Genomic DNA, 11,793 nt, shown 5'->3' with positions numbered 1-11,793 from the left:
CGGGACCGATCCCATCCGCACCATCGTTCACCGTGTCCTCGTCGACGGCACGCCTTTCCGGACCGCTATTCACGACCTCGAAATGTCCAACGTCGACGGTGTTCGTGTCGGGACGACCGCTGGCCAGTTCCTCGACGAACTGAACGCACAGAACGACAGCTGAGATCGGCGTAAACCCCTCCTGTTCCACGGGCGTTAATGTGCAAGCTCTGTGCAAACGCCGAAACCGTTATGCGTCTATGTGCAAAACTTGCACATAGAATGAGCGCAAGTGACGATCCCCGGCGGGTTCACTTCCAGTCGCCGGAGTACCTCGTCGACCGGCTGGATGCCATCGCCGACCTCTTCGACAAGGATCGGACAGACCTCCTCGTCGATGCCATCCGGGAGTACATCGAAGACACGGCCGACAGCGAGACGTTCCAAGAGCTGGTCGCGACGAAGTACTACGACGACCAGCTCGAGTTCGAGACGGTCAAGCAACTGGTCGGCGCCGAGACCGCCCAGCGACTCCGTCTCCTCAAAGCGGATCTCGAGGACGAACCTCTCGATCTTGCTGCGCCCGACGACGTCGACGTCTACGATGGGGATGTGACGACGGTCGACACCGCGGTCGACGACGATCGATGAGCGGTCCACGGCTGCGAACAGTCGTCGCCGATACGAGTGCGCTCGTCAGTCTCGCGGTGCCCCGTGCGGATGCAGCCATCGGTACCGATGTTCCCGACCCGTTCCAGTACCTGCTCACCTCCTGTGACGTGGTCGTCCCTCTGGAAGTAGTCGCAGAACTCCGCGATATCACGCAGTATCAGGATATCCACGCCGCTGCGGCGAGTAACGTCCTCGCGGCCCGTGGCCACTACACAGTCGAAGATCCGTATGCGCGCGAGGATACCCCGGACGCGCGACCGACGTTCGGGCTCGATGACGGCGAAACTGATGGCATCGTCCTCGCGAACGCGCTCGACGTCGACGGCTTTCTCACCGACGAATTTGGCGGCACGAACTTCCCGCTCATCCACGCGGTGCTCGAAGGGCCGCGTATCGTCCCGACACCGCGTCTCATCTGTGACTACGCCCGGAACGGCCATATGACCCACGAGGCGGCTCGAACGCTGCTCACGGCCATCAGCCCGCATCGCAGCTGGGAGAACAGCCCGTACGTAGCCCAGTTAGTGGGGCTTCTGGATGAGTAGGGTCACGCAGCTTCGAGATCACGGGCGTCCAGCTCGCCAGCGAGATACTCTTCTCCCGTTCGCGTGATATCGTAAACGCCGTTGCCGAGGTGGACGAGGAGTTCGTATTTGACGAGCTTCTTGCACCGGGCGTTGATGTGCTGCCGGGAGAAGCGCACGCGATCGCTGTCCGCCATTTCCTTCGGGGTGTCGGGGCCGTCGTCAGAAAGGTGCTCTAGAATGCGGTCATCAGCACGAGACATCCAGTCGGCGTCAAAGCGCATAATCGCTTGTGGTTGCGCCGACGCTATCCCGAACGCGCTAAGTCAAGTAGCGAAGCTACGAGCTTCTGTAGTTGACTTCTAACGTTTTAAACGCCTGGCATCCTTAACCCCGAGCGTTCAGATGCACAATTCAGCACCAGCTTCCTCCCAGCCATCAAGCAACCTGCTCATCGACATCATCGAGACGTTGGAGACGTATGGCCTCGATCGCGATGACTACCAGTTACAGGACTGGGTGGACGTTGAGGCACTCGAACAGGTTCTTGCCTCGTCCAAGGGTGACATTTCGGTTCGATTCACCGTTCGGGACGTGCAGCTCGTCGCGACACCCGACGAGGTCCAAGTCCTAGTAGAGAGTTCTTCAGATTCGGACGGTTCATAGAATAGCCAGCATCACAAGACGGTGATCGTCTTGCCCCTCAACACCCAATAGTGAAAATGACATCCAGTACCCAAATCACGTACATTAAGTGTCTCTTCCCGAGTATTAGGTGTAGATGAGGGGGTTGTATCGGGCGATACAGAAGTGGTCGGTCGCCCTCTCCGGGTTGCTGCTTTTCTCCTGTACGCTGGCCTGGGTGCTTTTTGACGGTGATGATGCCCTTGTCGACTTCATCGAGGTGAGTCTGCCGACAATCGTCGGGATCGGCCTGATCATTGGTGGGATTTGGCTTGGGCAGACTCATCGACCACCCCGCATTGGACGGCTAGCCCTCTGGATAACCGGTGGGGCGATTACCGGGGTCGCGGTCAACATCTGGTTTACATTCATCATCTCGATCGAGCACGTTCCGGCTGGCGAACCGATCCCGCTCACGCTTAATGGCGCGGGCATTTTCATGGCGGCAAGCGTTCTACTGGGGTATTACGCGACTGGGTTGCAACAGCGTGAACGGGAACTATCTGAGTCTGAATCGCGATTTCGTGCGTTGACGGAAAATTCATCGTTGGCCGTGGTTACAATTGACGAGACGAGTACGATCCAGTACGCGAATGACACCGTGGAGGACCTGTTCGGGTATTCGAGTGCGGCTCTGGTTGGTGACTCACTGACGAAACTGATGCCGGAGCAGTTCCAGGACGCGCATCGAGATGGGCTAGCACAGTATCTCTCAGCAGGAGAGCGGACGATCGACTGGGACGGCATCGAGATACGCGGACAACGGGCTAATAGCGATGAGTTCCCGATCGAGATCAGCTTCGGAGAGTATGTCGTTGACGACGACCATCTCTTCACGGGCGTCATTCAGGACATCTCGAATCGGAAGGAGGCGGAGCAGCAGCTCCAGACCCACACGTCGAAGGTCACGCAGCTTCACGACCTCGCTACCGACATCACCGGGGCTGCCGGGACGAAAACAATCTACCAGCGGGCTGCTGACGGTGCTGTCGACCTGTTCGATGCTGATGTCTCCCATCTTTCCGTGGTGGAAGGGAATCAGCTGATTCCGGCCGCCAGTTCGGGGGCTGGAACGGTCGACGATTGTGACCCGGTACCCACTTCCTTCGGGTACGCCGGGGAGAGCTACCAATCGGGGACGGTGCTTCGGGTCGACGATCTCGAATTCACCCGGTCGGCGGCTACGTCACCGATTCAGGACGGCGGCGCACAGTCCGAGCCACAGGCGAGCGCCGATCCGCGGGCACTGTTGAGTATCCCGCTCGGGGAATACGGTGTCCTGCAGGTGTTTTCGTCGGACTCGGACGCCTTTACCGAGCGCGACGAGGACGTCGCGGAGATGCTGGCGACTCACGTGGTGACGGCCCTAGAACGATTGTCGGCAGAGGCGACGATCCGACGGGAGCGCGACCGCCTTGAGGAGTTCGCCAGCATTCTGTCCCACGACCTGCGGAATCCCTTGAACGTCGCCCACGGGCGCCTTGATTTCATCGAGGCCCAAGACGACGATGGGCATCTCGACGCCGTGGAGCGAGCGTTGGATCGGATGGAACGACTCATCGATGATATGTTGACGCTCGCTCGGCAGGGAGATGCCGTCGGCGAGACGGCGACGATTGCCCTCGAGGCCCTCGCTACGCAGGCGTGGGAGAACGTTGCGACCGACGCCGCAACGCTCGAGGTCGAAGCGGACCTCCGCCTCGATGCAGATCGTAGTCGCCTCATCCAAGTGTTCGAGAACCTTTATCGAAACGCAATCGAACACGGGGGCGACGCAGTCACGATCCACGTTGGTGCCCTCGATGCTGGCGATGGGTTCTATATCGAGGATACGGGGCCGGGGATTCCAGAGACCGAACGCGAGGGCGTGTTCCAAAGCGGTTACACGACGAATCAGGACGGGACGGGCTTCGGGCTCGCAATCGTCAGCCGGATCGTCGAGGCCCACGGCTGGGACATCACAGTCACCGACGGTACTGACGGGGGTGCCCGCTTCGAAATTTCGGGTGTACAGTCCGCAACGACGACGCTGTAAGAGTGGCCCGGTCTTCAAAATGGTCGCGGCTCGTGGACTATTCTTTGAAGTAGGCGATAACGGCACCGCCACCGACCACAGCGGCGATGCCAACCAGCACGAGCTGTGAGCCCGCTTGGACAGCCTCCACGAAGGCGGAGAAGGTTCCGGCCTGTGTGAAAGCGAAGATTATGACAGCAATCCCGAGCCCGGCTGCAACGTACCCCAAGATGTCCAGATTATTTTCTTCAGTCATCTTGCTGGCTATTTGCGGTAATAGGGTTTTAAATCTTCTCGGTGAGTGACTATTTAAGATAGTATTCCAACCCTCCTATTCGATTCCCAGAATCATCGCAACCAACGCCAGCAGTAACAGTCCAGCGACGAGCGTCGCTTCGAGCCACGAAAACGCGGGAGAGGCCGCTAATCCCGCTTGAATATCACTCGCTGCACCGATGAGTGCGCCCCCGATGAAAAGGAGTACGAACAGCCCTCCTACCACCCGGATGTCAACCTGTCCGCGGTGGCTGGATGCTGCCCCATCTGTCTCTCCCCATGTGCGGAGCGAGTTCCCCGTCAGTCGCCAATAGACGACGTGTTCAGTAACAATCGTGGCAAATTGCGTTCCACCACCAACGACCCACGCTGCACCCCCACCTGCTGCGATTCCGTATCCCCACACGAGGAGCATCTCTGCGAACGGGTCGACCGGTGTTGCAGCGAGTGCTGTGCTCAAGCTCGTGAAGATGATGGCGAATCCGGTGAGGAGGATGTACATTCCCAATCGGCGCGTCATCGCAAACTGGTCCCGGATTTGGTCGAAAGCGTGAACAAGGCGGTCGATCTCGGGCGGCACAACATCTCGCCGTTCATCCGGATGCAGATCCCACACGAGAACATTGCCGATTTTCTGTGACTGGACTCGATTCTCGAGTTCGAGCTCGTCTAATCGATTCTCGACGCCCTGTCGAGACATATCGACTGCATCGGCGATATCTTGCGTTCCCATCGCGATACGGTCGTTCTCACGGAGGACGTTCAGGATCTGCTCATCTGGAACCTCCTTCCGGTCATTCGTCGAGACGAGGTCGACGAGAAGTGAGCGTAGTGTCATACAACCTCCGAGATGACGGCACCGGCTGCAGCTGCAGCGACCGTTATGAGGACAACGATACCGACGAGCACGTAGACGATCCCCCAGAAGCTGAGGTCGATCAGCCCCGTCGTCCCCAGGGCGCTTCCGAACAGGAGGAAAATGAATCCCCCGCACACTAGCGCGATAGCGCCCTCGGCGGCATCAAGTAGGTCACTCATCTGGACATCACCCTGTTCTGATTCGAGTACGTTAGTCGCATCCTTCAGTAACACGTACATTCCGGTGGTACAAAGGTCATATCGACCGTTTTCGTGATTTTACGGTCTGGATTGGACTGGGGATAGACGAAGTGGCTCTTCGCCCCTGCAAACACCGTGTTGGTCCAGAGCAAATCGCACGAAGGCAACGTGATAGACATTTCACCACTCATTGATGAAAGCCCTCGGCCGCTCGACGTCCCGCGACCGCCGCTGCGCGCCTCGTTCCTGCGGTGCTTGCGAGGTCGGGGGACGACCGAGGCGGCCTCGCCCTTTCTGAGTCCGCCAGGACGATAGATGCCTCACCGAGCGACGTAGCCGGCTGGACAGGTGTGTACGTATAGGCCCGCCCCGCTCGCCGCTGCCGCCCTCCGCGTCGCTCGCGACCGACCATTCCGGGCGTGCGGGCGCTCTCCGCACCGCCCGCGCCCGTTCCGGGCTAAAATGCATGTGCCCTCGGCGCCAGCGGGTATCCCCGTCGGTTGCGCCCCTTGCGGGCTTTCGCGTTCCAGCGCTTGGTGCCGCCTGCGCTGTCGCGCGCCACACCGCGGCGCGCGTTCTCGGCGACAGTCGCCCTGGACACGGACCCGCACATCGGGCCGGACACGAGCGGGCATATCCCGCTGGCCGCTCGCTCCGGGCGGGTCGGCGCGCGGTGCTGGATGGTCGTCCGCCTCGGGCGCGCTCTCGCTCGCGCCCACAGGGCGCTCGCGAAGGCGCGAGCGAGAGCGCGCAGACGAGTCTGTCGGTCGTTGTCGTCGAGGAAATCCGCGATGTAGGAGCATCGCGGTGTCGGGCGCGTGAGCGCCTTCGGAGCTGTACTAACTCCAATGTCGAGTAAGAACGTCTTCGGTAATGAGGTTTCGGTCGATGAACAGGCTTTCGAGAAACACGATGACGTTGAGGTCGACGAGGACGGATTCGAAGTCGTCGACGAGACCCCGGAGTTCCGGGCGACAGTCGACATGGAAGTGCAGGCGAAGGTCGATTCCAACCACCCGGACGCGCGGATCGAGGCAGGCCCGGATCACCTGTTCGGGAAGACCCTCGAACAGGAAGAGCGCATCGAGGCACGGGAGGCCGAGCTGGAGCACATCAGTGCCCAAGCGGAACTCAGTCAGCAGGAGGGACGCGCAAAGCGGACGCGAGAGGTCGTCGTCGAGCAGTGTGGCCGAGACGAGCCCGAACCGGTGGAGCGTACGGACCCCCGAGAGAAGCTGACGCAGGAGGAACTCGCGGCGGTGAACAAGCAGGCGATGCGGATCAACGACGAAGTGCAGGGCGGCTGGTCGAGAGCAGTCGTCGCGAAGCAGCTGGCCGAGAAGGTGCAGCGCGGAGAGGACGTGACCAAGGCGGTGCTGGAGACGTTGGAGGAGCAGAAGGCGGTCCCCGGTGCAATCGTGCCCATCGCGGATGTGCCGGACGTGCCCGTCGGTGAGGTGACGGTCCAGGGTGAAATCACCGAGCTCTGGACTCCAAGTGACAACTCGATTCAACAAGTCGGGCTCATCGAGGACGAGAGCGGCCGCACGAAATTCACGGTCTGGGAGAAGAGTGGGAAAACGGTGGTTCGAGAGGGGCAGACGGTCAGATTCAGAGCGGTCAAGAAGAACTGGTACCAGGGCCGGTGCAGTCTCGCCATCACGGGCTGGAGCAGGATCGAGTTCCCGGAGCGCGGTCGGTGGTGGGAAGAATAGCCAGTTAGCGTAGCCTTCTTTTTTGCTGTGTGCCGGACCGGCCCTGACCCCGCCGCCCCACCCTCCGCTCCGTGCTCGCTTCGCTGCGCGCGCAGCCACGACCTAGAGTATCGTTCTTAAATCGACATCAGAGGATCCAATTGATATACTACTCTAATTGTCCAAGTCTATTGAGGCAGTTGGTGTTTCCTCACCCGCGAACGTCTCCAGTAAGTACAGAACACTGAACCCGAGATTCTCATGAATCCACTCCTGATTCGAGTAGATGTCGGTGAAGTCGCCGGTTACGAAGTGGCTGATACCGATCTTCTCCTTCAGGAACACGGCGTCACAGATCAACGCGATATCCGCGTTGTTCTTCATGTGGACTGGCCATTCCTTCAACCGCTTCTCGACGTCGGGATACTCGCGGTCCCGCATCGGTTCCAGATAGACACGGGCCTCGATCTGGTCCTTGTGCTTGATCGACCGCTCCATCAAGACGTCCTTCAGCTTCCGAGCAGCCTCCCGAGCTGTCCGCCGAGTGAGCTCGCCCTCCTTCTCGAAGTACCACTCAAAGTACTTCTGGAGCCGAGGCCGCACTTCCTTCTCCTCGGACTCCTTCATGTCGAACCGATCGACGTACTCGTCCATCACCGTCTCAATATCGAGCTCGTCGTCACTGTAGGTTTGCAGCTTTTTCCCGAACTGCCGTAACTTCAACCGGAGCTTCGCCCGTTTCTCACCGTACAGGCCTTCGTCCCGGTCTAACTGGATGTCAGCGTTCCGCCGGCTGTTGTTCCCAGTACTGGAGCAGTACTCGTAGGCTGCGTTCTTTCCGGTGTAGATCGTGTTGTCGGTGTCGAACAATCGTTTGGCGTCAGGGTACCACCGGTCATTGATGAAGGTGAGTCCGAGCAGGCAGTTGGTGTCTACGAAGTACCGGGTCATGGAGGGGGTTGGTTAGGGTGCGGGTGAGAGACCGAGGAGGGCGATTGCAACCCCGTCAGCGGCTTCGGACACTACTTGGTTCTCTTCCAGGTCTGTGTGTAGCCGGGAGCGTTCTCGCTCTATCAGTTCGAGTTCCTTCCGGATATCCTCTTGTCGGCCTTCGAGGTCCTGCGTGTCTAGTTCCTCGGCGATCTCTTCGGGGGTCAACCCGGTGTTTTCGCGTTGGGCGAGGTCGATGCAGAAGATGGTCCAGAACAATTCAGAGACCTTCAGGGCCTTCTGCGGCCGGTACTCTTCGGCATCAAGTTCAGCACTTACGACCGAGTACCAGAGATCCAGGTCCTGCACCAGCCACGGGTAGTCGTCGACCGGGAAGGTATCGATGATATCGAAAACCGTGTTGATGACTGCTTCCCTGCTGGAGTCTACTTCGGGGTAATCTGGTTTGTCGTCGATAGCGTCACTGAGCTGTTTGTCGAGTCGTCGGTAGTGGCGTTGGACGTCGTAAGGCGCGTCCTCGTACATGTCATCGGTCAGCCCCTCCGTATTTTGTTCGTACAGACGGTTGAGTGCTCGGGAGAGTGCGAGTCGAGCCTTTGTCTCTTCCTCCCTGGGGAGGCTGACCTGAGAAGCTGAAAGGCTACAACGGACTTTTCGGCTATCGTCACTCCAGTCTACCGTGACCGGGGATCCACCGGTCTTCGCCATGGTTCCGAACTTGTACCAGAAGTGCTGGATATCCGTGTCCAATCCTACGTCGTCGAGTTCCTTGTCCGCGAAGTATAGCAGTTTGTAGAAGGTTTTAGGGCGTAATGGATTCGAGTAGAATCTCTCGTCCAAGAGAAGAGCCGTTACCTCCCCTACGCTTAGTGTAGAGGTCATGCTTATTCGAGACTAACAGGACCCCATCTAATTACTGTATTGAAAACAGTGAATCTGAATCATGAACCCCCAAAACGGTAGTTAGGCATCCAATTCTCAGCCTGAATCCGGGACCGTTCACTGCGACGAAATGATTTAGGTACTCCATTGTGAGGTTCGGAATAACGTGGCGCTCACCAACCTCCTAGGCGAACGCGAGGCTCTCGCTAAAAACTCGGAAATCTATGGTGACAAGGTCCAGGAGTACATGGAGGCGATGGGATACTACATCACGGAAACATCGCCCACCCATGGCGGGCTTGTCGACCAGAAATACGAACTCCCAGAGATTAGGGGAGACCGGGAGGTTTGGGTCGAACTGAAGTGGACAGATCAGCGCCGTCACGGGAAGAAATTCCTGGAGGAGATGGGGAAGTACTTCCTCCACTACATGGATCGGCCTCCTGAGAAACGGTTCGATGTGGCCATCTTCGGGCGGAATCTCGAGAACTTCAAAGAGTGGCGGAAGATCTTCGACGTCACCAAGCAGACCGACGAAGCCATCCAAGAGTTCTACGACCGGGTCTGCGAGAACGACAAACTCTCGGAGGACCACCGGAGGAAGATCAAGAGCTATCCGATGGACGATTTCGAGGAGTTCCTGAGTGACACCCACGTCTACCAGGCCGACTACGACTCGCTCCTGATGAAGATCGAGGAGTTCGAGAAAGACGACCGGTTCAAACCCGACTTCTTCCAGCGTGAAGCCGAACCCATCACCGACAGGTCAGAGCTGACCACCAACCTCGTCGAGATAACAGAGTACCCTGAAACTCTGTACATCGGAGATCAGGTGGAGGGAGCGACACAAGAGGTCGCATTCAAGCTACGCCCCTTCACGGTACCGACGTGGTTCAAGTCGAACAAGGTGTACAGCCTGTTGCCGCCAGAGGAAATGCCGAGAGCGGTCAAGCAGTTTATCGACCTGGACACTGTCAAGGAGATCGCGTTCCGGTCGTGGGTAGAAGCCGACCAAGGGAACGCCGATATCGGGAAACGACTGATCCGAGCCGTTGTCCTCTCGAAGGGTGAAGACCGTGGCTGCATCGCGATAAACTACCGTAGCGACTACCACCTCTACTTCCCACACGAAGATCCTGAAGCGGAGGTCCGGAAAGAAGAGGGACGACAGGTCTCTAGGTACTTCGGTGACGGAGACTCCCCGTTCTTCCGGCACCACTCACTTCGTATTGGCATCCTCGAATACTCGGGACAGTACTTCCTGACCCTGAAACCAGCTATTCTGTTCACCTCCAACGGGAAAGAGAACCGAATCACTGGAGAACAAGCCAAGCCGTTACACGACAGGTTCAGCCCCAGCCGACACGGGAACAACCGGAAAACACGTAGCCGGATCAACCACTGGTGGAAAATCCTGGACTATGGCGGCCCCAAACAGGACGAGCTGGATATCGGGACAGAACCCGTGATGCTCGAAGTCAACAAAAGACCGCCCAGAGACACCGACGAACGGGACGACACCATGCAGAACAAGTGGCTAGGAGAGTTCCAATGAACGAGTTCACAGCCGAAGTCCTTGACGAACCAGGCTTGATGTTTGCCAACGGCGAGGAAGCCATCGACCCCCGAGTCGGGCTAATGGAGTACGGCCCGAGAACACCGTCCGGCAAATCCGAACACCAGGTCATCAACATCGGATACATCGGATCTGGACGGTCTCTCGGCGCAATCGAGAAACTGTTCAAGGACATGGAGCTGGCGATCACCGCCGACGAAGACAAGTCGAAGCGGTGGAAACCACCGTTCCCTGGCCTCGGCGAGCGATCGTCGCTGAACTTTACGTTCAATACGCAGAAGCGGTGGCGGCAGACGATTACTCGAGGCGAGATCCGGGACCTGAACCAAATCCGCAGCCGGAAAGACCGGTTGGAAGAAGCGGTCGAGATCATCAAGATCAACCTCGAAGTCCTGTACGCTAAGGAGACGCCGCCTGACGTCGTGTTCATCGCGATTCCCGAAGCAATGTGGGACGCATGCACTCCATCCCACCAGGACCATGCCCGGATGCAGTCAGAGACCAGCGACTTCCATAACCGAATCAAGTTGCTGGGGATGGAAGTCGGGGTGCCGACCCAACTGATGCAGCCGAAGACCCTCCGCGGTGAGGACGTCCAAGATAAATCTGAGATTGCATGGAACATCGCGGTTGGAACACTGTACAAGGCGCAGCGAGGGCATCCCTGGAAACTAACAGAGCTGGAGGACGGGACGTGCTTCGCCGGGATATCCTTCTACAAAGAGCGAGGCGGAGACCAGTCCCGGACACGGACAGCTATGGCTCAAGTCTTCCTGGAGACCGGGGAGAACTTCATCCTTCGAGGTGACCCCGTCGAAGGAGAAAAACACGGCCCAGGGAACAACCATCTCGCGGAAGACGATGCCGAGCAACTGGTCAAGAAGATTCTCAGGCACTACCGCAGTCACAAGAAGACTGAGCCGCGACGACTGGTGCTTCACAAGCGGTCGGAGTTCTGGGAAGAGGAGCGAGAGGGCTTCATCAAAGGTGCTGGGAACATCGAGTTGATGGACTTCGTCACGGTCCGAGAGCGGCACCCAGTCCGGGCTTTGAGTTCCGGGATTTATCCAGCGCTTCGAGGCACAATGGTCTCCGCACCGAACAACGAGGAGCACTACCTGTACACGAAGGGATACATCCCGGCGTTGTCGACGTATCCAGCATCGAACATCCCTGAGCCGATCGTGGTCAAGCCGGATCCGGAGGTCAGTGATTCATCGCCACAGAAGCTGTGCCGAGAAATGCTGGCGTTCACGAAACTGGACTGGAACACTTCGGATTTCTGCACGAAGCTTCCGGTTACAATCGGAATTTCAGATGCCGTTGGGAACATCTTAGCTGAGGCCGAAGCTCAAAACACCAGTCTGGACATCCATTACTACCATTACATGTAGATCATCAGCTGGATTGTGTTCTAGTTGACTGGAGTACCGATACCATCGGTTTCTGTCGGCCCCTCAATGGGCGAGGGGCTCGCTGTAC

At 58.3% G+C, this 11,793-nt stretch carries 14 protein-coding genes; 8 read left to right on the top strand and 6 right to left on the bottom strand.

The features are described 5' to 3' along the window. From NJQ98_RS19245 to NJQ98_RS18060, 3 genes are all read left to right on the top strand, one after another. Positions 1-163, top strand: a 163-nt coding sequence (locus NJQ98_RS19245) for a DUF8158 family protein (RefSeq protein WP_489146083.1), incomplete at its 5' end; no start/stop codon positions are given. Positions 164-261: 98 nt separating this feature from the next. Further along, complete coding sequence (locus NJQ98_RS18065) at positions 262-630, top strand: hypothetical protein (protein WP_142980767.1); 369 nt, start codon at positions 262-264, stop codon at positions 628-630. Further along, a complete protein-coding gene (locus NJQ98_RS18060; RefSeq protein WP_262181297.1) occupies positions 627-1,196 on the top strand; it encodes a hypothetical protein in 570 nt (189 codons plus the stop codon). The genes NJQ98_RS18065 and NJQ98_RS18060 overlap by 4 nt, the downstream gene beginning before the upstream one ends. A gap of 2 nt (positions 1,197-1,198) precedes the next feature. Here NJQ98_RS18060 and NJQ98_RS18055 read toward each other — a convergent pair whose 3' ends face one another. Beyond that, positions 1,199-1,459, bottom strand: coding sequence for a MarR family transcriptional regulator (locus tag NJQ98_RS18055; protein ID WP_262181295.1), 261 nt, complete (start codon positions 1,457-1,459; stop codon positions 1,199-1,201). Positions 1,460-1,580: 121 nt separating this feature from the next. Between NJQ98_RS18055 and NJQ98_RS18050 the strand changes: the two genes are divergently transcribed. Next, positions 1,581-1,841: a hypothetical protein gene (locus NJQ98_RS18050; protein ID WP_262181292.1), complete on the top strand. Its 261-nt coding sequence runs from the start codon at positions 1,581-1,583 to the stop codon at positions 1,839-1,841. Positions 1,842-1,956: 115 nt separating this feature from the next. Then, positions 1,957-3,894, top strand: a complete 1,938-nt coding sequence (locus NJQ98_RS18045; RefSeq protein ID WP_262181290.1) for a sensor histidine kinase — start codon at positions 1,957-1,959, stop codon at positions 3,892-3,894. Between the two features lie 37 nt (positions 3,895-3,931). Here the strand turns inward: NJQ98_RS18045 and NJQ98_RS18040 are convergent, their stop codons facing one another. The 3 genes from NJQ98_RS18040 to NJQ98_RS18030 all read right to left on the bottom strand — a co-directional run bounded on the left by NJQ98_RS18040 (position 3,932) and on the right by NJQ98_RS18030 (position 5,187). After that, on the bottom strand, positions 3,932-4,129 hold the full coding sequence (locus NJQ98_RS18040) for a hypothetical protein (RefSeq protein ID WP_262181287.1): 198 nt from the start codon (positions 4,127-4,129) through the stop codon (positions 3,932-3,934). Positions 4,130-4,204: 75 nt separating this feature from the next. Further along, positions 4,205-4,987 (bottom strand): winged helix-turn-helix domain-containing protein, encoded by a 783-nt coding sequence (locus tag NJQ98_RS18035; protein ID WP_262181285.1) that lies wholly within the window; start codon positions 4,985-4,987, stop codon positions 4,205-4,207. Next, positions 4,984-5,187, bottom strand: a complete 204-nt coding sequence (locus NJQ98_RS18030) for a hypothetical protein (RefSeq protein ID WP_262181284.1) — start codon at positions 5,185-5,187, stop codon at positions 4,984-4,986. The genes NJQ98_RS18035 and NJQ98_RS18030 overlap by 4 nt, the downstream gene beginning before the upstream one ends. Positions 5,188-6,056: 869 nt before the next feature. Here NJQ98_RS18030 and NJQ98_RS18025 point away from each other — a divergent pair. After that, positions 6,057-6,923 carry a DNA-binding protein gene (locus NJQ98_RS18025; RefSeq protein WP_262181282.1) on the top strand — a complete coding sequence of 289 codons (867 nt, stop codon included), beginning with the start codon at positions 6,057-6,059 and terminating at the stop codon, positions 6,921-6,923. A 153-nt stretch (positions 6,924-7,076) separates the two neighbouring features. Here the strand turns inward: NJQ98_RS18025 and NJQ98_RS18020 are convergent, their stop codons facing one another. Together NJQ98_RS18020 and NJQ98_RS18015 are read right to left on the bottom strand one after the other, a co-directional pair. Next, on the bottom strand, positions 7,077-7,853 hold the full coding sequence (locus NJQ98_RS18020) for a hypothetical protein (protein WP_262181280.1): 777 nt from the start codon (positions 7,851-7,853) through the stop codon (positions 7,077-7,079). A gap of 12 nt (positions 7,854-7,865) precedes the next feature. Next, positions 7,866-8,735 carry a hypothetical protein gene (locus NJQ98_RS18015; RefSeq protein ID WP_262181279.1) on the bottom strand — a complete coding sequence of 290 codons (870 nt, stop codon included), beginning with the start codon at positions 8,733-8,735 and terminating at the stop codon, positions 7,866-7,868. A 166-nt stretch (positions 8,736-8,901) separates the two neighbouring features. On the opposite strand from NJQ98_RS18015, the gene NJQ98_RS18010 reads away from it, so the two are divergent. Both NJQ98_RS18010 and NJQ98_RS18005 read left to right on the top strand, forming a co-directional pair. After that, a complete protein-coding gene (locus NJQ98_RS18010) occupies positions 8,902-10,290 on the top strand; it encodes a hypothetical protein (protein ID WP_262181276.1) in 1,389 nt (462 codons plus the stop codon). Beyond that, a complete protein-coding gene (locus NJQ98_RS18005) occupies positions 10,287-11,705 on the top strand; it encodes an argonaute/piwi family protein (RefSeq protein WP_066419254.1) in 1,419 nt (472 codons plus the stop codon). Before NJQ98_RS18010 ends, NJQ98_RS18005 begins: the two co-directional genes overlap by 4 nt. The last annotated feature ends 88 nt before the right edge of the window (positions 11,706-11,793 follow it).

Source organism: Haloarcula laminariae (assembly GCF_025457605.1).
GTDB lineage: Archaea > Halobacteriota > Halobacteria > Halobacteriales > Haloarculaceae > Haloarcula > Haloarcula laminariae.
Note: the sequence above shows the minus strand (reverse complement) of the source record. Positions and strands in the feature narration are given on the sequence as shown.